At 68.0% G+C, this 24,039-nt stretch carries 21 protein-coding genes and 1 pseudogene; 5 read left to right on the forward strand and 17 right to left on the reverse strand.

The window, feature by feature from the left end:
• The first annotated feature begins 31 nt into the window (after positions 1–31).
• A complete protein-coding gene (locus AC1DWT_RS04195; protein ID WP_072939544.1) occupies positions 32–466 on the forward strand; it encodes a YciI family protein in 435 nt (144 codons plus the stop codon).
• A gap of 99 nt (positions 467–565) precedes the next feature.
• Positions 566–2,086: a carboxylesterase/lipase family protein gene (locus AC1DWT_RS04200; protein WP_095863150.1), complete on the forward strand. Its 1,521-nt coding sequence runs from the start codon at positions 566–568 to the stop codon at positions 2,084–2,086.
• Here the strand turns inward: AC1DWT_RS04200 and AC1DWT_RS04205 are convergent.
• From AC1DWT_RS04205 to pruA, 6 genes are all read right to left on the reverse strand, one after another.
• Positions 2,019–3,290, reverse strand: coding sequence for an MFS transporter (locus tag AC1DWT_RS04205; protein WP_257015748.1), 1,272 nt, complete (start codon positions 3,288–3,290; stop codon positions 2,019–2,021). The two genes, AC1DWT_RS04200 and AC1DWT_RS04205, sit on opposite strands and share 68 nt — an antisense overlap.
• Positions 3,291–3,303: 13 nt before the next feature.
• On the reverse strand, positions 3,304–4,089 hold the full coding sequence (locus AC1DWT_RS04210; RefSeq protein ID WP_095863151.1) for an ABC transporter ATP-binding protein: 786 nt from the start codon (positions 4,087–4,089) through the stop codon (positions 3,304–3,306).
• Positions 4,086–5,093 carry a FecCD family ABC transporter permease gene (locus AC1DWT_RS04215; protein ID WP_095863152.1) on the reverse strand — a complete coding sequence of 336 codons (1,008 nt, stop codon included), beginning with the start codon at positions 5,091–5,093 and terminating at the stop codon, positions 4,086–4,088. The genes AC1DWT_RS04210 and AC1DWT_RS04215 overlap by 4 nt, the downstream gene beginning before the upstream one ends.
• 56 nt (positions 5,094–5,149) lie before the next feature.
• The gene (locus AC1DWT_RS04220) at positions 5,150–6,199 is read right to left on the reverse strand and encodes an ABC transporter substrate-binding protein (protein WP_095863603.1); all 1,050 of its coding nucleotides are present in this window, start codon (positions 6,197–6,199) and stop codon (positions 5,150–5,152) included.
• A gap of 154 nt (positions 6,200–6,353) precedes the next feature.
• A complete protein-coding gene (locus AC1DWT_RS04225) occupies positions 6,354–7,319 on the reverse strand; it encodes a proline dehydrogenase family protein (RefSeq protein WP_095863153.1) in 966 nt (321 codons plus the stop codon).
• Positions 7,319–8,956 (reverse strand): L-glutamate gamma-semialdehyde dehydrogenase, encoded by a 1,638-nt coding sequence (gene pruA / locus AC1DWT_RS04230; protein ID WP_095863154.1) that lies wholly within the window; start codon positions 8,954–8,956, stop codon positions 7,319–7,321. The genes AC1DWT_RS04225 and pruA overlap by 1 nt, the downstream gene beginning before the upstream one ends.
• Positions 8,957–9,119: 163 nt before the next feature.
• Between pruA and AC1DWT_RS04235 the strand changes: the two genes are divergently transcribed.
• Complete coding sequence (locus AC1DWT_RS04235) at positions 9,120–10,832, forward strand: PucR family transcriptional regulator (RefSeq protein WP_095863604.1); 1,713 nt, start codon at positions 9,120–9,122, stop codon at positions 10,830–10,832.
• Between the two features lie 126 nt (positions 10,833–10,958).
• On the opposite strand, the gene AC1DWT_RS04240 is transcribed toward AC1DWT_RS04235, so the two are convergent.
• From AC1DWT_RS04240 to AC1DWT_RS04265, 6 genes are all read right to left on the reverse strand, one after another.
• Positions 10,959–11,450 (reverse strand): helicase associated domain-containing protein, encoded by a 492-nt coding sequence (locus AC1DWT_RS04240; RefSeq protein ID WP_072939043.1) that lies wholly within the window; start codon positions 11,448–11,450, stop codon positions 10,959–10,961.
• 140 nt (positions 11,451–11,590) lie between these two features.
• The gene (locus tag AC1DWT_RS04245; RefSeq protein WP_095863155.1) at positions 11,591–12,409 is read right to left on the reverse strand and encodes an ACT domain-containing protein; all 819 of its coding nucleotides are present in this window, start codon (positions 12,407–12,409) and stop codon (positions 11,591–11,593) included.
• Positions 12,410–12,622: 213 nt separating this feature from the next.
• Positions 12,623–13,963, reverse strand: coding sequence for an MFS transporter (locus AC1DWT_RS04250; protein WP_095863156.1), 1,341 nt, complete (start codon positions 13,961–13,963; stop codon positions 12,623–12,625).
• Between the two features lie 126 nt (positions 13,964–14,089).
• Positions 14,090–14,479 (reverse strand): RidA family protein, encoded by a 390-nt coding sequence (locus AC1DWT_RS04255; RefSeq protein ID WP_143548917.1) that lies wholly within the window; start codon positions 14,477–14,479, stop codon positions 14,090–14,092.
• Positions 14,476–15,210 carry a hypothetical protein gene (locus AC1DWT_RS04260; RefSeq protein WP_095863157.1) on the reverse strand — a complete coding sequence of 245 codons (735 nt, stop codon included), beginning with the start codon at positions 15,208–15,210 and terminating at the stop codon, positions 14,476–14,478. Before AC1DWT_RS04260 ends, AC1DWT_RS04255 begins: the two co-directional genes overlap by 4 nt.
• The gene (locus AC1DWT_RS04265; RefSeq protein ID WP_095863158.1) at positions 15,207–16,163 is read right to left on the reverse strand and encodes a membrane dipeptidase; all 957 of its coding nucleotides are present in this window, start codon (positions 16,161–16,163) and stop codon (positions 15,207–15,209) included. Before AC1DWT_RS04265 ends, AC1DWT_RS04260 begins: the two co-directional genes overlap by 4 nt.
• Before the next feature lie 86 nt (positions 16,164–16,249).
• Between AC1DWT_RS04265 and AC1DWT_RS04270 the strand changes: the two genes are divergently transcribed.
• Complete coding sequence (locus AC1DWT_RS04270; RefSeq protein WP_477919841.1) at positions 16,250–17,392, forward strand: RNA-guided endonuclease InsQ/TnpB family protein; 1,143 nt, start codon at positions 16,250–16,252, stop codon at positions 17,390–17,392.
• Between the two features lie 137 nt (positions 17,393–17,529).
• On the opposite strand, the gene AC1DWT_RS04275 is transcribed toward AC1DWT_RS04270, so the two are convergent.
• Together AC1DWT_RS04275 and AC1DWT_RS04280 are read right to left on the reverse strand one after the other, a co-directional pair.
• Positions 17,530–19,173 (reverse strand): hypothetical protein, encoded by a 1,644-nt coding sequence (locus AC1DWT_RS04275; protein WP_257015750.1) that lies wholly within the window; start codon positions 19,171–19,173, stop codon positions 17,530–17,532.
• A gap of 70 nt (positions 19,174–19,243) precedes the next feature.
• Positions 19,244–20,725: an aldehyde dehydrogenase family protein gene (locus AC1DWT_RS04280; RefSeq protein WP_095863160.1), complete on the reverse strand. Its 1,482-nt coding sequence runs from the start codon at positions 20,723–20,725 to the stop codon at positions 19,244–19,246.
• 110 nt (positions 20,726–20,835) lie between these two features.
• On the opposite strand from AC1DWT_RS04280, the gene AC1DWT_RS04285 reads away from it, so the two are divergent.
• On the forward strand, positions 20,836–21,723 hold the full coding sequence (locus AC1DWT_RS04285; protein ID WP_095863161.1) for a LysR family transcriptional regulator: 888 nt from the start codon (positions 20,836–20,838) through the stop codon (positions 21,721–21,723).
• A 38-nt stretch (positions 21,724–21,761) separates the two neighbouring features.
• Here AC1DWT_RS04285 and AC1DWT_RS04290 read toward each other — a convergent pair.
• The 3 genes and pseudogenes from AC1DWT_RS04290 to AC1DWT_RS04300 all read right to left on the reverse strand — a co-directional run.
• Positions 21,762–22,217: pseudogene (locus AC1DWT_RS04290) on the reverse strand (neutral/alkaline non-lysosomal ceramidase C-terminal domain-containing protein); the annotation flags it as partial.
• A 196-nt stretch (positions 22,218–22,413) separates the two neighbouring features.
• A complete protein-coding gene (locus AC1DWT_RS04295) occupies positions 22,414–23,142 on the reverse strand; it encodes an acetoacetate decarboxylase family protein (RefSeq protein ID WP_095863162.1) in 729 nt (242 codons plus the stop codon).
• Positions 23,139–23,990, reverse strand: coding sequence for an SDR family oxidoreductase (locus AC1DWT_RS04300; protein ID WP_095863163.1), 852 nt, complete (start codon positions 23,988–23,990; stop codon positions 23,139–23,141). Before AC1DWT_RS04300 ends, AC1DWT_RS04295 begins: the two co-directional genes overlap by 4 nt.
• Positions 23,991–24,039 lie beyond the last annotated feature (49 nt).

The raw sequence follows: 24,039 nt of genomic DNA on the forward strand, positions 1-24,039 counted from the left end.
AATGGGTCGCACCCGTACCGAGGAGAACATGATGGCCAAGTACCTTCTGCTCAAGCACTACCGCGGCGCGCCGGCGGCGGTCAACGACGTGCCGATGGCGGAGTGGACGCCGGAGGAGATCTCGGCGCACGTGCAGTACATGCAGGATTTCGCGACCAAGCTGGAGGGGACCGGGGAGTTCGTCGACGGTCAGGCGCTTGCTCCGGAGGGGACGTTCGTCCGCTACGACGGTGAGGGACGGCCGCCGGTCACCGACGGCCCGTTCGCGGAGACGAAGGACCTGATCGCGGGCTGGATGGTGATCGACGTCGAGACCCACGAGCGGGCGCTCGAACTGGCCGGCGAGCTGTCGGCGGCGCCGGGTGCGGGCGGGAAGCCGATCCACGAATGGCTCGAGCTGCGGCCGTTCCTGTCCGCGCCGCCGACCATCTCGGACTGCCACGGTGGATCAGGCCTCGAGGCCTGACGCATTTCGGCCGGCATCGAAGCCCCGTGGCAGGCTGGGGCGAGGGGAACCGATTCGGACGACCCCCTCGGCCTGGCCACACGAAAGGGGACGTCGCTGATGACCGTCCGTACCGTGAATACAGAGGCGGGGCGACTCTCCGGTGACCACACCGACGGGGTCGCCCGCTTCCTGGGAATCCCCTACGCGGCAGCCCCGGCGGGCGAACGCCGATTCGCACCGCCTGCCCCGACCGAACGATGGGCAGGGACCAGGGACGCCACCGGCTACGGCGCGACCGCACCCCAGCCGCAGTTGCATCCCACTCAGGCGTGTCTGGCGCCGCTGGTCGGGCCCGGATGGGTAACCGGAGACGGCAACTACCTCAATCTCAACGTCTGGACACCCGACCCCGGCACGAGCGGGCTCCCGGTGATGGTCTACCTCCACGGCGGCGGGTTCATGATCGGTTCGGGTGCCGCCCCGGCGTTCGACGGCACCGCGTTCGCGCGCGACGGCGTCGTCCTGGTCACCGTCAACTACCGACTCGGCGCGGAGGGCTTCCTCGCGCTGCCCGGTGAGATCACGAACATCGGACTGCGCGACCAGATCGCCGCTCTGCACTGGGTTCGCGACAACATCGCCGGGTTCGGCGGGAACCCGGACAACGTCACCGTCTTCGGCGAATCGGCCGGCGGCACCTCGGTCGCGTTCCTGCTGCACTCCCCGCCGGCCGCCGGCCTGTTCCGGCGTGCGATCGTCCAGAGCGGACACGACGAGATGGCCCGCCCGCTCGCGCTCACCGAAAAACTCACGAAGGCAGTCGCCGCCCGGCTCGGAACCTCCCCGACCGCGGACGCATTCCGAGCATGCTCTGCCCCCGACCTGCTGCGCGCGCAGGGCGCCCTGCTCAGAACCGCACCCCGCCCAGACCTGCGCGACGACAACGGTTTCGACCCGGGCCACGGACGCGCACTGTTCCTCCCCACCACGGGGGACGACGTCCTCCCCGACCCGGTCGGGGTCCCGAGCACCCACGCGCGCGGCGGCGAGCTGTTGATCGGCACGACACTCGAGGAAGCCAACCTCGGTTTCGGTGCCGACGGGTTCGCCGCCTTCGACGCGGACGACGCGGTCGCCGAACTGGCCGCCACCTACCCCGAGGCCGAAGCGCTCCTGGAACGACACCGTCTCCACGACCCGGCCGTGACCCCCGCGCAGGCACTCACCGCCGCCTACACGGACCTGATGTTCCGGTCGCCGAGCCGCCGCACCGCGCACCGTCACCCCGGCCCCGCTTACGTCTACGAATTCGCATGGCGATCACCACTGCACGGCGCAGCACACGGCCTCGACGTTCCCTTCGTCTTCGACACCACACAGACATGCCGCGGCCTCATCGGCGACGACGCTCCGGACGCCCTCACCCGCGCGATGCACCGAACCTGGCTCGACTTCGCAGCGCACGGGGATCCCGGCTGGCCCACCTACGACATCGCCGGACAAGCGATGAAGTTCGACGCCGACCCCCGACTCGGCGAGGACACCGCTCCCGACGACATCGGCGCCGGATTCAGTCGGTGGCCTCGTCCCGTCGGCGAGCAGGAAACACGACACGAACGGTCAGTGCGCTGCCGGTGAGGAGTGCTCCGACAGCGCACCACGGTGCGGCGAGGGGCCACCCGGTGGACGGCACGGCGTCGATCAGGGCGCCGACGGCGACGGATCCCAGCAGGACGGCGGCTCCACCGATGGAGGCGAACACGCCGTAGTACGTTCCGAGCCGGCGGCCGGAGGCCATGCGGGCAATCGCATCTCGTGCGACGGGCATGGCGATCATCTGGCCGAGTGCGAGCAGGAGTACGAACGCGGCGGGTGGAATCAGTCCGGGTATCCCGCGGGGTTGCGCGGGGACGGCGACGGCCATGACGGCGAAACCGACGGCCATGACGGCGAGGCCGAGGGGAAGCGCGGCGTGGGTGTGCGCCCGTTTCGTGATGGGGAGTTGGGCGGCGACGACGAATACCGAGGACAGGGCGAAGAACCAGCCGAGCGGGGATTGCGAGCCCCAGGCCCGCTCCACCTCCAGCGGCAGCAGCAGGTACAGCTGGTTGTACGCGACCAACTGCGTGCTCATCGCCGCGGCGAAGAGGAGGAACGGCTTGTTTCCGAGTACTTCCCGCCAGCCGTCGCGCCAGCTGTCGGTGGCGTGGACGCCGGGCCCGGACGGCAGCCACCGCAGGTGCGCGAGCAGGATCGCGACGAATACCCCGGCTGCGGAGAGGCACGCGGCCGAGAAGTCGGCGAGCAGCAGGACCGATCCGACGAGCGGCCCGGCGAACGACCCGATCTGCCCGCACACGTTGAACAGTGCGAACGCGTCCACCCGGGACCGTCCCCCGTCCTCGGTTCCGCCGGCGGCCGTGGCGAGCGCCGATTCGACAGCGGGCGAGAACAGCGCGCCCGCGAACCCGGTCAGGACGGTCGCGACCACGATCCCGGGCACGGACGTGAACAGTGCCAACCCGGCGAAACCGAGGATGCGGCAGACACAACCGGTGAGGACCACCGGTTTGACGCCCCAGCGGTCGGCGAGCGAACCGCCGACGAAGAACAGCCCCTGCTGCGAGAAGGTGCGGAGACCGAGCACGGCGCCGACGAACGCCGCCCGCAGACCGAGATCCTCGAACAGGTACACCGACAGGTAGGGCAGCACCATGAAGAAGCCGACGTTGAACGCGAGTTGGGTGAGGACCAGCAGCCGGACCTCCGGGGTCGCCGCGGCCAGACTGCTCAGCAGCGACCATCGACCCACGAAGCGCCGGCGGGTGTCCGTCTCCGTCACGAGTTGTCGTTCCTCAGTGGACGGGAACGGGAACCGGACCCGGCTCGAACAGGATGGACAACCGCCCCTTGGCCTCGTCGACGAGTACCTCGGCCCGGACGTTGTACACCTGGGCGATCAGGTCCGACGTCAGCACGTCGGCGGGGGTTCCGCCGGCGACGACGCGACCCTCCTTCAGCACGATGACGGTGTCGCAGAACATGGCGGCGAGATTGAGGTCGTGCAGGGCGATCACGCTCGTGACCGGCAGCCGCGTGACGAGCGAGAGCAACTCCAGCTGGTGATGGATGTCGAGGTGATTGGTCGGCTCGTCGAGGAGCAGCTCGCGCGGTTGTTGCGCCAGGGCACGGGCGATCTGCACTCGTTGCTTCTCGCCGCCGGACAGTCTGTGCCAGAGACGATCCGCCTTCGCCGAGAGGCCGGTGTGCTCGAGAGCGGCGGCGACGGCGGCCTCGTCGGCGGCCGGGTTGCCGCCGAACGTTCCACGGTGCGGGATGCGTCCGAGTCGCACCACGTCGCGCACACTGATGTCGACGTCGGTGTCGGCGTGCTGGCTCACGACGGCGACGGCGCGCGCAATGTCCTTGCGACGCACGGTGGTGAGGTCGTTGCCGTCGAGGGTCACGACACCCGAGGTGGGGCGGACGACGCCATTCAGCAGGCGCAGGAGCGAGGACTTGCCGGATCCGTTGGGTCCGAGCAGACCCACCGTCGCACCCTGTGCCGGTGTGACGGTGACACCGTCGACGACCAGTGCGCCCCCACGATTCCAGGTGACGCCGTTTGCGTGGAGTGTCACTGGGCTCTCCTTCGCCGGGACAGGATGACGATGAACGCGGGAACGCCGACGAGGGCGGTGCCGACACCCACCGGCAGCGGTGTGGGTGCGAACGCGACCCGGGAGACGGCGTCCACCCACACCATGAAGACGGCGCCCATCACCGCGGTCGCCGGGATCAGCCGACTGTGTGTGGGGCCCACGAGGAATCGTGCGGCGTGGGGGAGTACGAGTCCGACGAAGCCGATCGCCCCGGCGACGCTGACGAGGGTCGCGGTGATGATCGCCGTGACCACCAGCAGCAGGAGGCGGACCTTGCCGACGGCGATGCCGAGCGACGCTGCCACCTCGTCGCCGAAGGAGAAGGCGTCGAGGACGTACGCGTAGCGCAGGCACAGGGCGGTGCCGGCGAACACGACGATCGCGCACAGGGTCACGTCGTCCCAGCGGACGCCCTCGAGGGAGCCGAGTAGCCAGAACATCACGCCGCGGGTCTCGTCGGAATCGGCGAACGCGAAGATGACGAACGACGTGAGCGCCGAGAACAATTGGGTGCTCGCGACGCCCGCGAGGATGACACGGTCGTTGTTGCCGCCGGAGATGTGGGCGAGCAGCAACACGAGCCCGAACGCGACCAGTGCGCCGATGAATGCGCCTCCGGACAGTCCGAGCGCGGCGCCACCGACCCCGAGCACACCCACCACCACCGCGCCGGTCGACGCACCCGACGAGATCCCCAGCACGAATGGATCGGCGAGGGGATTGCGCAGCAGTGACTGCATGATGACGCCGCAGAGTCCGAGTCCGGCGCCGCACGCGGCGGCGACCAGTGCCCGGGGCAGGCGCTCCTCCCACACGATCGCGTTCTTCGACAGCCGCACCGGAATATCCGCCAGCCCGGTGTGATTGAGCAGCACGTCGCGGACGTTGACCAGTGAGACGTCCGCCGGTCCGAGCGTGACTGCGACGAGAATCGACAGTCCGAGCGCGACGATCCCGCCGGCCGCGATCAGGGTCCCGAACACCCACCGCCGCCGAACCGGTGCGGGGACACCGGTGTCGGCGTGGTCGAGGGTGGCGGTCAGGACGGGACCTTCTGATCGCGCAGGCCGGCAGCGACCTTCTCGAGGCCGTCGACCGCGCGGATGGACGGGTTCATCTCGGCGCCGTGCAGGGCGATGTACCGCTTGTTGCGCACCGCGTCGAGGTTCTGCGTCACCGGATCGGATTCGAGGAACGCGATCTTGTCCGCCAGCAGGTCACCGGGGAAGCGGTTGCGGAGCAGGTCGCCGAGGATCAGGACGTCCGGGTTCCGTTCCACCACGATCTCCCAGCCCACGGGCGACCAGTCGTCGGTGAGATCGGAGAACACGTTGGTGGCACCGACGGAGCGGGCGAGGAGGCTCGCGGACCCCAGACCGCCGGCCACGTACGGACTCTTGGTGTCGGCGAACCAGAATGCCGTCGACACAGTCGACTTCTCGATGGACGCCAGTGCGGCGGCTTCTCGTTCTTTCAATTCGTCGATCAGCTGTGTGCCGCGCTCGGTCACGTCGAACACCGCGGCGAGCTCACCGATTTCCTGGTACAGCGCTTCCATCGTCAGCGGGTTCGTGCGCTTGCCGCCGCCGTTGATGCTGACCCCGTTGTCGCAATCGGTGGGAGACAGGTACGACTCGACTCCGGTCTCGGCGAACCGGGCGCGCTCCGCCACGCCACCCTGCTTGAAATGCCGGCCGAACGACGCCGTCACGAAGTCGGGATCGGCGTCCAGGACCACCTCGTACGTCGGGGCGTTGTCCGCGAGCCGCGGCACCGACGCGTTGGCCTCCGCGAGGTTCTCGCGGATCGGGTCCGTCCATGACGCCGTGCCCACCAGCCGGTCGGCGAGGCCGAGCGACAGCAGGATTTCGGTCGAACCCTGGTCCAGTGACACCACCCGCTGCGGCGCGGCGTCGACGGTGACCTGCTGTCCGCAGTTGTCGAGGAGGAGGGGGTAGCTCGTGCTGCCCTCGCCGGTCGACGCGGCGCCGGAGTCGTCGACGGTTTCGGATTGCCCACAGGCGGCCAGGGTGCTCGCCAGTACTGCAGTGATGGCCACGAGGCCGATTCGGCCCACGGATGTTCTCACGCTCGTCATGCTTTCTGTTCGTCCAGGATCAGCGCCCCACTCGGGCGTCGATCCCGGCTGTCGAACGAAAAGAGCGATCAGCACGTGCACGCGAGGAAGCGCGTGAACGTTATCACGAAGTAAACCTAACCTAATTTACTGGTGTGGTCTCGGCCTACTTCGTCGAGGCCAGCGAGCGCAGGAAGAAGGCCAGGTTGGCGGGGCGTTCGGCGAGGCGGCGCATGAAGTAGCCGTACCACTGCTCGCCGTAGGGGAGGTAGACCCGCAGGTGCTGCTGCTCACCGATGAGCCGCAGTTGTTCGGCGTCCCGGATGCCGTAGAGCATCTGGAGTTCGAATTCGTCGACGTCGCGGCCGTTCGCCTCTGCGTACTGCAGTGAGGCGTTGATCATGGCGGGGTCGTGCGAGGCGACCATCGGGTAGCCACGGCCGTTCATCAGGATCTGCAGACACCGCAGGTAGGCGTCGTCGACGGCGGCCTTGCCCTGGTACGCGACCGAGGCCGGTTCTTTGTAGGCGCCCTTGCACAGCCGGATCCGGGATCCGGGCCCGGACAGGTCCCGGCAGTCGGCCTCGGTGCGCTTGAGGTATGCCTGCAGCACGGTGCCCAGCGACGGGAAGTCCTGACGTAGTTCCCGCACGATGGACAGGGTCGAGTCGGTGGTGGTGTGGTCCTCGGCGTCGACGGTGACCCATGCCCCGGCTTCCTCGGCGGCGGTGCAGATCTTGTGTGCGTTCTCCAGGGCCACCGTGTGCCCGTCCCGGGGCAGGAACTGACCGAGCGCGGACAACTTGAGTGAGACCTCGATGTTGCGCGGTTCACCGGTGTGCGCACCGGCGGGTGCGAATTGCGCCAGCGAGGACAGCAGGGTGAGGTAGTGCGAGACGGTGTTGTTGGCCTGGGCGAGGTCGGTGGTGTCTTCGCCGAGATGGTCGATGGTGATGTAGCGGCCGGAGTCCAAAATCGAGGTGGTCGCGGCAACGGCCTGGTCCTCGGTTTCGCCGGCGACGAACCGGTCGACGAGGTTGCGGGTCACCGGGATCTTGGTGATGGTGCGTTCCATGCGGGGGGAGCGGGCGGCGGCGAGCAGCGCCGGACGGAGCAGATCGGAGGCGGCCATCAGATGTCCTGGTGGGGGTAGTGGTGGTCGGTGGCGGGGACGAACGTTTCCTTGATGGTGCGGGCGGACGCCCAGCGCAGCAGGTTCTGCGGGGAGCCGGCCTTGTCGTTGGTGCCCGACGCCCGGGCACCGCCGAAGGGTTGCTGTCCGACGACGGCGCCGGTGGGCTTGTCGTTGATGTAGAAGTTGCCGGCCGCGAATCGCAGGTCCTCGGTGGCTTTCGCGACGGCGGTGCGGTCGTCGGCGATGATCGAGCCGGTCAGCGCATACTTCGAGCCCTTGTCGACCAGGTCGAGCACGGTGTCGAAGGATCCGGCGGCCGAGTCGTCGTAGACGTGTACCGCCAGGATCGGCCCGAAGTATTCGGTGCGGAACGCGTCGTCGGTGGGGTCGTCACCGAGCAGCACGGTGGGGTCGACGAAGTAGCCGACGGAGTCGTCGGCGTGTCCGCCTGCGGCGATGGTCAGGCTGGGGGTGGCCTTGGCGCGGGTGAGGGCGTCGGCGTTGCGGTCGAAGGCCCGCTTGTCGATGACGGCGCCGCCGAAGTTCGAGAAGTCGGTGACGTCGCCGTATGTCAGCGTCGACGCCTTGTCGATGAAGTCGTTGCCCATTTTCGCCCACACCGATTTCGGGACGAACGCGCGGGAGGCGGCGGAGCACTTCTGGCCCTGGTAGTCGAAGGCGCCGCGGATCAGGGCGGTGGTGAGGGTGTCCGGGTCGGCGGAGCTGTGGGCGAGGACGAAATCCTTGCCGCCGGTTTCGCCGACCAGGCGCGGGTAGGAGTCGTAGTGGGCGATGTTGGTGCCGACCTGACGCCACAGGTGCTGGAACGTGGCGGTGGAGCCGGTGAAGTGGATCCCGGCCAGGCGACGGTCCGCGAGGACGACGTCGGAGACGGCGGCGCCGGGGCCGTTGACGAGGTTGATCACGCCGGGCGGCAGGCCGGCGGCCTCGAGGAGTTTCATCGTCCAGTACGCGGCGACGGCCTGTGTCTCGGAGGGCTTCCAGATCACCGTGTTGCCCATCAGTGCGGGGGCGGTGGGCAGGTTGCCGGCGATGGCGGTGAAGTTGAACGGGGTGATGGCGTAGACGAAGCCCTCGAGGGGGCGGTATTCGACCTTGTTCCACACGCCGGGGGAGGAGATGGGTTGGTCGGCGAGGATCTGCCGGGCGAAGTGGACGTTGAACCGCCAGAAGTCGATCAGCTCGCAGGGGGTGTCGATCTCGGCCTGGTACGCGGTCTTGGACTGGCCGAGCATGGTTGCGGCGGAGAGTGTTTCGCGCCACGGACCGGACAGCAGGTCGGCGGCGCGCAGGAACACCGCGGCGCGGTCCTCGAAGGAGAGGGCTCGCCATACCGGGGCGGCGGCGGCAGCGGCGGTGACGGCGTCCTGGATGTCCCGGGCGCCGGCGTTGGTGAAGGTGCCCAGCACCGCGGCGTGCCGGTGCGGCTGCACCACGTCGATCGTCGGGCCGTTGCCGCGTCGGTGCTGCCCGCCGATCACGTGGTGGATCTCGGTGGGGTTCGATCCGAGTTCGGCGAGCTTGGCCTGCAGTCGGGCACGCTCGGGGCTGCCCGGCGTGAAACTGCCGACCGGCTCGTTGACCGGCTGCGGGGTGGTGGTGACGGCGTCCATGAAACCTCCTACGAGATGTGGCGGCGAGTGGACCGCCGCAACGAACTAGTCACAGTGAACACCGGAAAAGCCGCTGGTTGATGAGTCAGCCGAACAAATTATGGTTCACTGAGTTGTACGCTTGGCCAAGCTGCTTTTCGATTTCCGAACTGGAGACATCACCATGAGCCGCCGCGATCGACCCGTATCTCCGATCCCGGAGAAGGCACCGGACGAGGTCGAGATCATCACTCTGCGTGAGCTTCTCAGTGCTCTCGACACCGCGGTCGTCGAACTGGTCGAGGCTCCCGCCGGTGACGACGTCGTCCTCGAATCGGTCGCCCTGGTCGACGGCACCGATCTGGCCGCCGAGATCGAATCGCAATCTCCGCTGCCGGACCTGCTGTTGCACGTCGGGGTCGGCAAGGCCGAGGCGGTGCGCTGGTTCGATCGCGTTGCGCAGCGGCCACCGGGACAGCGACCGCGCGCAGTGATGTCGAAAACGGCAGTCGACCCGCGCGCACTTCAGGCCGCGGCTCGCCGCGCCGGTGTCGCGCTGGTGGCCGTGCACCCGAGGGCCCGGTGGGACCATGTGTTTCCCCTGGTGCAGCGCATGCTGGACCGTTCCCGTCGGCTGCAGGCCGGTCTGGGAGACCAGGAACTGCTGGCCACCGACACCGACCTGTTCGGACTCGCCCAGATCGTGGCCCAGAACTCCGGCGGGATGGTGTCGATCGAGGACGCGCAGTCGCGCGTGCTGGCGTATTCGTCGTCCGACGAGTCGGCGGACGAGCTGCGGATGCTGTCGATCCTCGGCCGCGAGGGACCGCGGGACTATCTGCGCGTGCTGCGGAAATGGGGCGTGTTCGACCGGCTTCGCAAGAGCGACGAGGTCATCGACGTCCCGGCACACCCGAAGCTCGGTACCAAGCGGCGGCTGGTGGTCAGCATCCGGGAAACCACCGAAGGGGCGAGTGTGTCCCGGCAGCTCGGCTCGATCTGGGTGCAGCAGGGCGACGCACCACTGACGCCGGACGCGGCCGACGTGCTGCGGGGTGCGTCGGCGATTGCCGCACGGATCATCTCACGCACCCTCAACGCCCCGTCCACGGAGGCGTTGCTGATCCAACGGCTGTTCGGTGCGCGCGGGGGAGGGGTGGACGTCCCGTCGGTGGCCAGTGCCCTGAATCTGCCGGTGACCGGCCCGGCCGCCGTCGTCGGGTTCGCTCCGACCGCCACGGACACGGCAGCGCCGATCGGCGACTTCGCGGAATCGGGCAGCATGCTGCGCCTGCACGCCAGTTCCTTCAGCCGCGACTCGGTGGCCACCATCATCGGCGACCGCGCGTATGTGCTGTTGCCGCGCTACAAATCGGCGAACACCGTCTCCGCTTGGACCCGGCAACTCGTCGACCAGTTCGAAACGAAACGGTCGATCGTCCTCCGGGCGGCGATCGCCGTCCCGGTCATGGATCTCGGGCACGTCGCCGGCGCGCGGACCGAGGTCGACCGGGTCCTCGACGGCACCGCCGCCACCTTCCCGGAGGGGCGGGTGACCACCCTCGCCGAATCGCGCACCGCGGTGCTGCTCGGCGAGATCCTGGACCTCGTCGATCAGCACCCCGAACTTCACGATCCACGATTGGATGCCCTGTTCGAGTACGACACCACACACGCGTCGAACCTGAGCGAGAGTGCTGAAAGCTACCTCGCGCATTACGGCGACGTCCGCAGCGCCGCGGCGGCCGTGCAGGTGCATCCGAACACCCTGCGGTACCGGATCCGCCGCGTCGAGGAAATCGTCGGGGTGGATCTCCAGGACGCCTCCGATCGCCTGCTCCTCGAGTTGCAACTCACCCTGCGCCGACGCCGCGATCGGGAGAAGCCCGCCACCTGAACGGGTTCGGAACCGTGAGAAAGTACTGCAAGTACCCAAGGGTGAACCTGCCATTCGACGGAAACAGCATGACTGGTCCGTGACTGTCCCGGGGGGGTCCTCCGTCCATTTCGAACGGCGGAATGCCTATCCGACGTGCGAAGCCGAGGTCCGCGGCCCTCGTGGGCGCGGACCGGGGGAGACACCGAGCACGACGAGCGGGCGACGCTCTTCGTCCGGCAGCGCGTCGGCCCGCCACTTCTTCACCGCTCGATAGAGCCACTGGCCCACCTGTTCTCCGTCGGCGGTGACGTAGTTCGCAGGAACGAGTGCGTTGCCGTGCTCTTCGCGGTAGGCGGCGATGGCGGTGAGCATTCGTCGCCGCTTGCTGTCGGCCGGTGACACGGCCGGGAGCGGGACGGCGTCATCGCTCCACAGGAAGCCGATCGCGTCGAGTTGCTGGATGCGTTGGGGCGGCAGGGTGCCCAGCATGCGGGCCACGCGCTGGCGATCCTGCCAACGTCCGAGTCGGAAACCGCAGTCGGTGACGTAGTCGGAGGGCATCACGCTGCGCGGATGCTGGTGTCGAAAGGCGCAGTAGAGTTGCAAGGCGGAGGCTGCGGACTGGTTATCTCGCATCGAGATCGCATCCTTGTGAGAGCCGTGAAACATTGTCCGGGTAGTCATTAGTTCAAGTATGTCAAACACATTGACGATCTGTCACGGAAGTCGGCTCGTGTTGGGGTGCAATTGTGTGCGAATGACCGTCCTTGCGGGCGTTACACCGCCATCTCCCGTGTCTTCTGCGCCAGCTCGCCGAGGCGCCGGGCCCGGGCGATCTCGGCCGGCGTGAACGGCTCGTCCGCCGACCGCACGAAGATGAGCAGCTCATCACCCGACGGGATCTCGACACTCGCTGCCGTGGTGGGAACGTCGCTCACGCGCGTATCGACGTATTGGGCCCCGAGGAGTTCCGCGATCGACAGGGGAAGTTCGGACGGATCGGCCACCACCCGCGACGCCAACGTCAACGCCTTGGTCTGGCCGTCGATCAGGGCGAGCGCCGATGCCGGCCAGATGCCGACATCGTGACCGCCGCCTGCGCGAACGGCATTCGACAGCGCCTCGGGCGACGTGTCCCGGCACGCCCCGACGATCAATTCGTCGAGTGAACCGCCGTCCAGGTGATGGACGTGCACGGTCAGGATGTTGGCGTCCAGCTCCGCGAGGTTGCGGGCCAGCGATTCCAGCTGCCCCGGGCGATCGCTCACCCGGACACGGATGCGCCAGAGCGACTGTCCGGTCACGAGGTGGCCGTGCTTACCGTCCGCGGGACCGTGCAGCCACCCGCCGAGGAGCCGCATCGCCGACGGCTCGACCACCCAGATGACCAACACGGTGGTGGTGACGGTGAGAACCGCGACGGTGATCAGATAGGAGACGTGGAAATGAATGACCAAGGCGTGGAGTAACAGCTCGACGGGAAACACGGCGCACAGCTTCGCCAGCGCCAGCCGGACGCGGCGGGGATGCGGAAGCCGGCCGCACGCCTCGCACGCGTTGACGTGAACTCCGGGTTCTCTCACGGGATCGTTCATGCCCCCACTGTCGACCCGCCGTATTGCGAAGCGGTTTCCTCGCACGGTCGGTGATGTGACGGTCGATCGTGAAATACGTTGGCGTGCAGCGGACATGTGGCGCGGCAGACATGTGGTGCGGAAAACACCGCGCGGCCGGTGTGAGCGGGGACATGGAAGCGCCGCTGCCGCCGGGGACTGGCGCCCGGCAGCAGCGGCGTGTTCGGGGAGAACTCAGCGCAGTGACGCCGCGTCGCTCAGGTCCGTTCCCCGAGTCTCCGGGGCCATGAGGAAGCTGACGAGTGCGCCCACTCCGGCGATGCCCGCGGCGATGTACATCGTTGCGGAGAGTCCGAGGTTGGACAGCGCCCACGGGGTGGCGAACGTGCCGATCGCCGCACCGATCCGGCTGATTCCCGTGCACAGGCCGACGGCGGTGGCCCGCACCTCGGTGGGGAACAGTTCGTTGGGGTAGATCCATTCGAGGATGGAGGGTCCGCCGTTGAAGAGCGCATAGATCGCGAACGCGAATGCGATCACCCACAGGCCCGCGTCCGGCTTGATCGCGAGGAACAGCAGTCCGAGACCGGAGAGCACGAAACCCCAGATCAGGATCGGCCGTCGCCCCAGTCGATCGACGAGGAGCAGTGCGACGACATTGCCGATCAGGAAGAACAGGTTGATGAGGCCGTATCCGATGTGGGCGAGATTTCCGGAACCGAGGTTGAAGAGTTCGAGGATCTGCGGGCCGAAAGCGTAGATGGCGAACAGCGTCACGATCGTGCACGTCCAGAAGATCGAGATGAACACGACGCGCTTCAGGTATCCGCCGCGCATCAATCCGCGGATGGACGTGCTTCCCTCCTCGTCGGGCAGGTCGTCCAGCGTGGCATCCGTCCCGATCGTCTTTCGCAGCACGGCGAGTGCCTCGTCGGACCGCCCCTTGCTCAGCAGCCACCGGGGAGACTCGGGGATGCTCGTGCGTGCGACGACGATCAGGGTGGCGGGAACCGCGGAGGAGAGCAACATCCACTTCCATCCGTCGGGGTTGCTGAGCAGCAGGTATCCGACGAACGCGGCTGCCGTTGCACCGACGAACCACATGGCGTTGAGGCCGCCGACGAGTTTGGCGCGCCACGCCTTCGGCGCGAATTCCGTCACCAGCGCGGTGGCGATCGGATAGTCGGCGCCGACCGCGATGCCGATGATCAAGCGCAGTATGAACAACTGCATCTCGTCCGCGGCGAAGAACTGCAACACCGAACAGACGATGATCACGATCAGGTCGATGGTGTACATCAACTTCCGGCCGATCCGATCGGTCACCGCACCGAACACGGCCCCACCGAGGAACACCCCGATGAGCGCGGAGGATCCGATGAGGCCGGCCCACAGTGCGCTCATGTCCCACTGTGCCTGGATCTGCACCATCGCGATGCCGATGATGCTGAGGATGTAGCCGTCGAGGAAGGGGCCGCCCGAGGAGAAGAGGGCGAGCTTGGCGTGAAAGCCGTTGAGTCTGGCGCTGTCCAGTGTGACGCCCGATCGGGCGGAGACGGTGGTGTCGAGGTTCATCTGAGGAATCCCATCGGGGGTGTGGGCTTGAGGGTGTGTCCCCACGTGATGTGGTTGCTGCCACAGTAGGAAGAGAATTCGCGGCGCGGAATTACCAATCTCCTACCAATTCATGCTCTGTGCTTATCAATTCGCCGGGTCGACGGCCGCGATCCCGTCGATCTCGATTCGCTTGTCGCCGCGGAACCGAGCAACCTCGACAGTCGTCCGCGGCGGCAGGGGAATGCCGTCCAGCCGGGCCAGGTACGCGGTGTTGTATTCGTCGAATTCCGACAGGTCGGCCAGGTACACCGTGGCCTTCAGAAGGGTGTGCAGGCCACCGCCCGCAGCGTGGAGGGTGGCCTCCAGATTGTCGAGCGCGACCCGGACCTGGTCGCCGATCGCGGTCGGGGTCCGTCCGTCCGCGGTGGTGGGGATCTGCCCGCAGGCCCAGATGGTGCCGGCGAACACCGCCGCCCGCGCGTACGGTCGCTCGGTGCCCGCGGGATGTGGGACGAGTTCACGCTGATCGGTCACGAATGTGCCTCCGGGACGAGGAATCGCCTGCCGAGTTCGTAGGCGCGCGACCACGTCGCGGCGTCGACGAACACGCCGTAGGAGACGGCGTGGCGGTAACGCGTCTCCCGTTCGGCGGCGGTGTGGACGGGACGGGACAGGTGTGCAGCGGGCGGTGCGGTCTGGAGGAGCGTTCCCGCGATGGCCGGTACGCCGGTGGTGAGCGCCGCGGCGGCGGCGTCGCGGTACATGTCGCCCGCCTCCGTCACGACGGTCGCGCCGGCCGGGTGCCCACCGTCGTCGAGCGTGATCAGGCGCAACGTGGCACCGGACCGGGAGACGGCGTGCAGGGCGTACCAGGCGACGGCCTCGTGATCGACGATCCGGGGCAGGAGAACCGGACGAGACTGCGACAGGGCCAGATCGACCGCCGGCGGACCCGTGAGCAGGGCGCTCCGCGGTGACCGCTCGACGATGTCGACTTCCGGGCCTCTCGTCAGCGTGACGTCGGCGGGCCCGGCCGGTGAGTCGAGTTCGGCGATCGTCGCCAGGAGCGTGTCGATGCCGTTGCGGGCGTGGAGTTGCATCGCCGTCACGACGTCGGCCGCGCCACCGGCCTCGCCCGCGCTGACGCCTGCGGCGTAGAGGGCGCGGAACGCCGTCTCGCGAACCTCTCGTACCGCCAGCCTGATTCGGTTTCCCGGCGTGAGAGCGGTGTCGTCTTCGAGGGTGTGGGTGAGCATGTCGGTCATCGGCGTTCCTGTGATTCGGGCAGTCCGGGGAAGACGTCGTCGAAGATCCGCAGCCAGTTCTCGCCGAGGATCTTCGCGATGGTCGCGTCGTCGAGGCCGACCTTCTGCAGGCACTCGGTGAGAACCGGGAAGTCCGCCGGGCCCGAGAACCAGTTCGGCCACATCGGCCACTCGGGTTCGACCGGATTCTGGCTGGGCGGTCGCCAGCGACCGTTCCGCAACCACGCGACGTAGTCCTCCGACCAGTTGCGGGTGCAGTCACTACCGATCGCGACGTGGTCGGGACCGATCTGGTCGACGAGCCGCGCGACCATGACCGCGAAATCAGCGCTGGACGTGGCTTCCCCACCCAGGACGTTCGGGTAGAGGCAGCAGCCGATCACACCGCCGCGTGCGGCCAGCGCGTCGATGACCTCGTCCGGTTTGTTGCGGGGACTGTCGACGAACCAGGTCGGGTTCGAATGGGTGATCGCGACGGGCGTGCGCGATGCGTCGATCGCGTCCAGGCAGGTGCGGTTCCCGACGTGGGAGAGGTCGACGAGCATGCCGACCCGATTCATCTCCGCAATCATGATGCGTCCGAACGCGGTGAGTCCAGAATCGTGCTCGTCGTAGCAGGCGCCGCCCGCCAGGTTCTGAATGTTGTAGGTGAGCTGCGCGACGCGCACCCCCAGCCGGTGGAAGATCTCCACCATGCGATAGTCGTCCCCGAACGGGGAGGAATTCTGGAACCCGAGCAGCACGGCGATCCGGTTGTCCCGCTTCGCGTTGCGAATGTCGTCGGAGGTTTCCGCGAGGGTGACGATGTCGTCGTTCTCGGCGGCGAGCTGATACCACTGTGCGACGGCGCCGAGCGTGTCGGCCGGACCGTCCCACACCGCGCAGGTGGCATTCACGCCGGTGACCCCACCGGCGCGTAGTTCTTCGAGGACTTTCCGGTCCCAGTTGTTGATCCGTGAGTCTTTCGGCGCAAACCCGGTCCTTCAGGGCCGGGGTAGCCGATCCGACTTTGTCGGACCGTGTGGCTAGTGTCTGGGGCATGGCGGGGAGGGTGGTGAAGCGGGCGTTCAAGTTTCGTTTCTATCCGTCTGCGGTGCAGGCGGAACAGCTTGCTCGGACGTTCGGGTGCACCCGGTATGTCTACAACCGGGCGTTGGCCGAGCGGACGCGTGCCTGGTCGCAGGAGCAGCGTCGGGTCACCTACGCGGACACCTCGAAGATGCTCACCGGATGGAAGCGGGACGCGGGGACCGCGTGGTTGGCGGAGCCGTCGAAGGGGCCGCTGCAGGAATCGCTGCGGCAGTTGCAGGGTGCGTTCGAGAAGTTCTGGCGCAAGCAGACCGGCTACCCGCAGTTCAAGAGGAAGGGGCGGTCGAAGGATTCGGCGACCTACTTCTCGAACTGCTTCACCTACCGCGGCGGGCAGGTCCGGTTGGCCAAGCAGTCCGAACCGCTGGATATTCGGTGGTCGAGGCCGCTGCCGGAGGGGGCGGTGCCGTCGCAGGTGACGGTGTCGCGCAATGCTCGCGGTCAGTACCACATCTCGATTCTCGTCGAGGACACGATCGCCGAACTCGAGCCGGCCGATCGGGTGGTCGGGCTCGATGCCGGGATCACCAGCCTCTACACGCTCTCGACGGGGGAGAAGATCACCAACCCGCGCCATGAGCGCGCGGACCGTGCGCGGTTGGTGAAGGCGCAGCGGGTGCTGGCCAAGAAGGAGAAGGGATCCCGTAATCGGGTCAAGGCTCGACTGAAGGTCGCGAAGATTCATGGTCGGATCGCTGATCGGCGGCGCGATTATCTGCACAAACTTTCCACTCGGCTGGTGCGCGAAAATCAAGTGATCGCCATCGAGGATCTGAGTGTGCGGAACATGGTGAAGATTCGGTCGTTGTCTCGGGCGATCTCGGATGCGGGGTGGTCGGAGTTCCGGTCGATGCTCGAGTACAAGGCCGAGTGGTACGGGCGGCGGGTGGTGGCGGTCGATCGGTTCTGTCCGTCGTCGAAGACCTGCTCGGTGTGTGGGGAGGTCGCCGGGGCGATGCCGCTGGATGTGCGGGTGTGGGCGTGCCGGTGCGGCGTCGTCCATGATCGGGATGTGAATGCTGCGAGGAATATTTTGGCCGTCGGACTGGCGGTGGCAGCCTGCGGAGACGGTGTGAGACCGCCTCGCACATAACGTGTGGGGTGGCGACTGTCGGTGAAACAGGAACCTCGGGACGTGAGTTCCGAGGGGAATCTCGGTCGTTCACTGCCGAGAGGAGGTCAACTGGAGTCCGTCCACCACCAGCAGGTCGGAGTGTGTGAGCGTGTGCACTAGGCGTCCTTTCGCGGCTTGCGGGTGAAGATCCAGTCGTCGTCCACCCCGGCGGCGACGTCTTCGGCCCGTGGGGCTCCCGAGTAGAGGGTCACCCGGAGCCAGTCGGTCGATTGCGGCATGTAGTTGTCCATCCCGTACATCGCCAGCTGGAAGCGCTGCAGATTCAGGGGCAGGAAGTTCCGGGCGAGCAGGTTGTCGTGGGCCTCCGCGTACGGGACGCCGGTGAGCGTCTGCACGCGGGCGACGATGCCGCGGTGCCGCGGATGTTCGACGAGAAACGCGGCGACCGTGGTCTCGTCGCGGGCGGACGCCAGATCGCGTTCCAGGGCGGTCACGGATCGGGCGACATCGATCGGATGCTCGACGTGCTCGCCCGGATCGACACCGCGGCGTCCCCGGCGCGGCTCCTCCTTGTACTCGGACGAGAACCAGAAATGGGCCTGCTCGTCGGGATCGTCGAAGTCGAACCGCTGCACCCACGCGTAACGGTCCCGGAGGACGGCGCGGAGTTCGGCGCAGGTCTGCGCCGGTTCGACGGCCAGCCGCTGATCGCAGCACAGCAATTCATCGACCTCGGTGTCGAGTTCCGGATGGACCTCGACGATCACGGAGTCCATCACTCCGCGGGCCTCCGCGCCGATCGACGCGGCCCGGTCGTGCAGCGCCCGCCAGGCGTGGTCGGTCGGCGTCCCGCCGACGGTCCCCGACCCGATGTACTCGGACAGCAGGTCCCGGAGCACGGCGAGTTGGGAGGCAAGCTCGCCGCAGGTGACAAAGGGCGCGGTCGACATGTCTGCTCGCTCGCCGAAGTAGAGCGTGGCACGGTCGAGCAGGTCACGGGCGCGGTGGATGCGCGGGCCGCCGGGTGCGGTCGTCTGCGCCAGCGCATGCGCGAGAGGCAGTTCGCGGGTGGCGCACCAGGCGTCGAGCACCTGCGGATGATTGACGACGTACGGCACCATGCCGAGACCGGTCGCATTGCCGAGCCCGAGGTAGCGTCGCCAGTCTCCGGACAGCCGCGCCGCCCGCGGGTTCCGGGCCCGGGCACAGTGCTCGACCAGGTCGTAGCTGAACTCACGCAGCAACCAGGCGGTCAGCATGTGTGCCCGGTACGGCTGTCGCAGGGGATGGTCGGCACCGAGCCGATCGAAATCTGCCAGCCCGAACTTCCCGTTGCTGTAGAACGCGGTGCTCCGCAGGATGTAGGCGGCGTCGCCCATCGTCTTTATGTCCGGTTGACCGCCCGCGGACAGGCGATCGGCGACGTAGTCGAAGAACCGTGCGCTGCGATTCGCCCGGGTCCAGATGAGGGTGCCGTCGTCCGCCCGGCCTTCTTCCTGACGCGGCACCTGCATTCGCAGTGCGCTCGAACGACTCTCGGTGAGCGGCCCCTCGATCAGGGCTGCGGTGACGTCCCAGGCCTTGGCGATGACGCGGTCGGTTCGGTCGCGCTCGGCGAGGGTCGTCGAGAACACGACGAATCTCACCTCCCGCGCGCCGATCCCGACGCGGTACACGACCTCGCCGCGGCCGTCGGCGTCGACGTCCCACCGCTCGCGTTCGACCCGCCAGTTCTCGGCGGCCGCGGTTCTGAGGAAGGACCGGGCGAAGCTGTGCCGGGTGTAGCGGGCGGCTCCCATGTCGGCCGGGTCCAGAACCTGTTCGGTGACCGGGCGGATGTCTGCGTCCGCCGCAGCAGTTCGGTCGGTCTCATGCCTCGCTCCTCGGTGTTCCGGTGCGGGAGTAGGCGATCTTGCTCCAGGTGAAGAACTCGGCGCTCGTCGCGGCATTCTGCTCACGGGGCGCCGGGAACGACGAATCCTTGAGTCCGCCGAAGGGAGCATGCAGTTCGGACCCGGTGTTGGGTGCGTTGACCTTGATCAGGCCGGCGTCGAGGTCCCGGATGCAGCGGCGGACGGCCCGCTCGTCGCACGTGAAGACCGCGGCGGTGAGACCGAACGACGTCGCGTTCGCGAGGTCGATGGCCTCGTCGAGGTCGCACGCACGCAAGACGAGGGTGACGGGACCGAACACCTCGTCCCGGCTGATGGTCAGCGCCGGCGTGCCGGCGAGCAGCGTCGGGGCCACGAAGGCCGCACCCGACGTGGGGAGTGGTGCAGACCCCAGCAGTTCCGCGCCCTCGGACAGCGCCTGGTCGATCGCGGCCGTCACTTCCTTTGCCGCGCGGGCGGAGACGAGCGGACCGATCTGCGACTCCGGGGCAAGCCCGTCGCCGACGACCAATTGCTCGACCCGTGCGACGAGTTCGGACACGAGGTCGTCATAGGCGTCGCCGACGGCGATGATCCTCCGCGTCGCCGTGCATTTCTGGCCACTGCTACCCATCGCCCCGGCGATCAGGACCGCCGCTGCTTCCCTCGGATCGACGTCGGGGAGCACGATTGCCGCGTTGTGCCCGCCGAGTTCCATCTGAACCTTCGCGCCGCGCGGAACCGCGGCGGCCTGGATCGACCTGCCCACCGGAACCGATCCGGTGAAGGTGACTCCCGAGATCTCCTCCCGCGCCACCAGTTCGGCGCCGATCGTCCCCGGGCCCAGGATCATGTTGACGACTCCGGCCGGAACACCCGCTGCGGCAAGGACTTCGGCGAAGGCTGCCGCGACCGCGACCGTGTCGCTGGCCGGTTTCCAGACCACCGTGTTGCCCCACAGCAGCGCCGGCGCCAGCTTCCACGCCGGAATCTGCAGCGGGAAGTTCCACGGGGTGATCGCGGCGACCACGCCGAGCGGTCGGCGGACCGTGCGGATCACCTCGTCGGGATGCGAGGAGGGGAACGTGGCGCCGTCGGCGTTGCGCGCCTGCGCCGCGTGGTAGTGCAGGGTCTCGACGGCGGCTCCCACCTCGGCCCGCGATTCGGGGAGCGTCTTTCCCTGCTCCCGGGTCATGAGTTCCGCGATCGCGTCGGCACGCTCGGCGAGGATCTCGGCCGCCCGGCGGAGGACGAGTCCGCGTGCGATGATTCCGCGGTCGTCCCACTCGCGGCGTGCCGACACCGCGGCAGCCACCGCCGCGTCGAGGAGCCGGCTGTCGGCCGGATGGTATTCCGCGACGACCGTCTCGTCGGCCGGGTTTGTCGTCGCTGCGACCGGACCGTCGCCGTCCACCCACTCGCCGCCGATCAGGTGGCGGAGACGGGTGTCCGTGTCTGGTGCGGTGAGATGGTGCTCCACTGCTGACTCCTCGAAGGGCTGGTAATTCGGTGCCCTCAACGCTAGGCCCGGCGACCACCGTGCAGAAGTACCTATTGTCAACCGACTGATAAGTTGCAAGTATCAATCGGGTGGAACTGCGGCAGCTTCGATACTTCGTCACGGTGGCCGAGGAGATGAACTTCAGGCGCGCCGCGGAACGCCTGCACATCGCGCAGCCCGCGCTCAGTCAGCAGATCAGCAAGTTCGAGAAAGAACTGCGCACCACCCTGTTCGAGCGGACGACGCGACGCGTCGAGCTCACCGACGCGGGTCGGGTACTCCTGGACGAGGGCAGGCGTGTCCTCGCGGAAGCCGATCACGCGCTCGCCGCGGTGGAACAGGTCGCGCACGGGGAGGTGGGGCTGCTCCGCATCGGTTTCGTCAGTTCCGCGGCGCTGCGGATCGTCCCCGCGACCATGCTGGCCCTGCAGAAGGAGTGGCCCGGAGTTCAGGTGGAGTTGTCCGAGTCGACGACCGACCGCCAGCTGTCGGCGATCGCGGACGGCATCCTCGACATCGGGCTGGTCCGCGAAGTCGACCGCGCGGACGGCATCGTGGTCCGGCCGCTGACCCGCGAGCCTCTGCTGGTGGCGATGCACTCGTCGCATCCCTTCGCCGCCCGGGAGTCGGTGCGGCTCGTGGAATTGCGCGACGAACGGTTCCTCACGTTTCCGCGCGGCCAGGTGTCACGACTGTACGACCACATCGCCGCCCTGTGCCATCACGCGGGCTTCCGGCTGGAGGCCGCGCAGGAGGCCGTCCAGTTTCCCACCCTCCTCGGGTTGGTGGCGGCGAACACCGGAGTCACCATCGTTCCGGCCAGCCTCCGGGCCCTGCACCTCCCGGACCTGCGGTACGTCGCACTCTCCGACGCGCAGGCGGTATCGACGGTGTCGGTCGCGTATCGCGCCGACCGGCAACAGATCCCGGCGATCCGGCACTTCCTCGACGTGGCGACCGCGCTCGACCTGTCCTAGCGTCCAGGACAGTCGGGCGTCCGGGGTCGTCGGGGCGGCTACTCGACGTCGAAGTCGTTCGACGTCCCGGTGAACGAGGTGACCGCTCCCGCCGCGTTCCGGCTGTCGCCGCAGTGCTGCACCCGGTATCGGCCTGCGGGCGTTCCGGGCGGAACGTCCCACGTGATGCGCGCGACCGACCGGTGGGGCTCGGTGCGTGTCCAGTGGTACTTGGTCGACCAGTCGCCGTCGTCGGCGTGCCGGAGCCAGTGGTCTCCGCTCAGGCGCTGGATCTCGAAGAACGTTCCCCCACGGCGCGGGTTGTTGCGCGGGTGTCCGGTGACGAACTCGACGGTGACCTGTTGGCCCGGAGCTATTTTCGCGGCCGGCTGGGTGAGTATGTCGCCGAAGGCGCGGCCGGCGGGTGGCTCGTCGTGGTCGATGCCGGGACCGAAATACGGCTGGAACTGCGACAGGTCGCGAGGTGCCGGGCCGCGCGGGACGTCGCTGCCGGAGTAGCCCATCATCCCGACGTCGGCGACCGGCCCGGTGGCGTCGGAAATGCCGACGCCGACCAGGAATTCGCCGGAGTCAGGGCCGCGCCCACGAGCACGCTGCGTCGTGTGATCTGCACTACCGGTCGTCCTTTCGGCGGCAACCCCACGTGAGTGACAAAGCGTGCCGGGGCACACTTTGCCACTCACCTGCGGGTCAGGCGGGCTGCGCGTCCCCGAACGTCATCTTCAGTTCGGGAATCGACGACGTGAGGAGCGCCCGCTTCGGAAGTCCCAGCGACCGCAGTTCGTCGGCGATCGGATGGCTGCCCAGTTTCAGTTCCGCGCCTCCCGGCCGGGAGCGGACGCCGGTCGGGCTCATGTCCCAGGTGGTGAACCGGGTGAGTCCGTCGAGGTGCGAATAGGCGGCGAGCGACGCACTCGCGCCCGAACCCGGCACCGGAATTCCCTGTTTGACACTCAACTGGGCGATCAGCCGACCGCCCTGGCTCACCGACCCACGTTTGACGGAGCCGGAGTGGTCGACGTCGAAATGGGCGAGGACCTTCGGGAAGCCCCAAATGCCGCGGCCGGCGGCCAGGGTGAAGTCGCCGTCGACCGGCAAGTGGTGGATCAGCGCCCCGGCCCGGCCCCGGGCCAGCGCCTTCAGATCCTGCGGGACCGAGGTCCCGGCGGCCCGGTGGTCGCGGACGAGGAACGACACCCCGAATTCGTTGTACGGGCCGAGGTCGCCGTCCACGTAGTCGACGAACACCAGGACGCACACGCCGCGCCCGGGCCGGAACTGCAGGATCTCCAGTCCGGTGTAGTCGATCAGCGACTGGGCCGCGGCGGTCGACACCGAATACATCGCCGTGAACGCCGACGCCGCCCGGATCTCCACGGGCATGTCGACCTGCTTGCCCAGAACCTGATGCGACGTCACGGCGCGACCACCCCGCGCAGGCCGTCGGCGCCGAACATGGGCTCGAACATCGACCCGAAGTCGGGGCCGCGCCGCAGCATCTGCCCGCCGTCGACGTTGATGATCTGACCCGTGATCCAGGTGGAGTCGGGGCCGAGGAGGAACTTGGCGAGCGCGGCGATGTCGGTGACCTCGCCGACCCGCGAGATCGGGGTGTTGGCCAGGTAGTCGTCCAGGACGGGTCCGCCGTCGGTGATGAGCGCGACGAGGTCGGTGCGGGTGAGTCCGGGGCGGATGCAGTTGACGCGGACGTTGCTGGCCCCGAGTTCGTCGGCGGCGAGTCGCGTCAGGTTGTCGACGCCCGCCTTCGACGGGCCGTACGCGCCGAACCAGCGGTGGGTGTTGCTGCTCGCGATCGAGGAGATGGTGACGATGGAACCGCCGCCCCCGGCGACCAGTGCCCGGGCGGAATGCTTGATCGTCAGCATCGTGCCGGTGACATTGAGATCGACGGTTCTGCGCCAGGCGTCGACGTCGAGTTGGGTCACGGGCCCCACCGTCTCGTTGCCGCCCGCGCAGGTGACGACGCCGTCGAGTTGCCCGGTGCGCTCGCTCGCCTTCGTGACCGCGCGGACGACGTCGTCCTCGTTCGTGACGTCGGCGGTCACCGCGTCGACCGTCCCCGTCGGGTTGTCGGCGCTGATCTGCTCCGCCGCGCGTGCCAGCTTCTCCTCGTTCCGACCGCAGATCGTGACGTGGACGCCCTCGGCGGCCAGTGCGGTGGCGATGCCCAGTCCGATGCCACTGCCGCCGCCGGTGACGAGCACGGACGTCTTCGCGAGCCCGCTGCTGCCGTCGTTGGTAACCACGCACACCTCCAGGTAATAGAACTCGTGTCAATTCTCGAGCCGTGGATCT

It is taken from the genome of Rhodococcus sp. P4_B6 (genome assembly GCF_056402215.1).

Excerpts from the sequence above, each read along its gene's own strand:
- pruA (WP_095863154.1), bottom strand. The coding sequence starts at position 8,956 with ATGGACGCCGTCACCACCACCCCGCAGCCGGTCAACGAGCCGGTCGGC.
- AC1DWT_RS04270 (WP_477919841.1), top strand. The coding sequence starts at position 16,250 with ATGGCGGGGAGGGTGGTGAAGCGGGCGTTCAAGTTTCGTTTCTATCCG.
- AC1DWT_RS04260 (WP_095863157.1), bottom strand. The coding sequence starts at position 15,210 with ATGACCGACATGCTCACCCACACCCTCGAAGACGACACCGCTCTCACG.
- AC1DWT_RS04200 (WP_095863150.1), top strand. The coding sequence starts at position 566 with ATGACCGTCCGTACCGTGAATACAGAGGCGGGGCGACTCTCCGGTGAC.
- AC1DWT_RS04235 (WP_095863604.1), top strand. The coding sequence starts at position 9,120 with ATGAGCCGCCGCGATCGACCCGTATCTCCGATCCCGGAGAAGGCACCG.
- AC1DWT_RS04275 (WP_257015750.1), bottom strand. The coding sequence starts at position 19,173 with ATGGGAGCCGCCCGCTACACCCGGCACAGCTTCGCCCGGTCCTTCCTC.
- AC1DWT_RS04250 (WP_095863156.1), bottom strand. The coding sequence starts at position 13,963 with ATGAACCTCGACACCACCGTCTCCGCCCGATCGGGCGTCACACTGGAC.
- AC1DWT_RS04245 (WP_095863155.1), bottom strand. The coding sequence starts at position 12,409 with ATGAACGATCCCGTGAGAGAACCCGGAGTTCACGTCAACGCGTGCGAG.
- AC1DWT_RS04225 (WP_095863153.1), bottom strand. The coding sequence starts at position 7,319 with ATGGCCGCCTCCGATCTGCTCCGTCCGGCGCTGCTCGCCGCCGCCCGC.
- AC1DWT_RS04195 (WP_072939544.1), top strand. The coding sequence starts at position 32 with ATGGCCAAGTACCTTCTGCTCAAGCACTACCGCGGCGCGCCGGCGGCG.
- AC1DWT_RS04240 (WP_072939043.1), bottom strand. The coding sequence starts at position 11,450 with ATGCGAGATAACCAGTCCGCAGCCTCCGCCTTGCAACTCTACTGCGCC.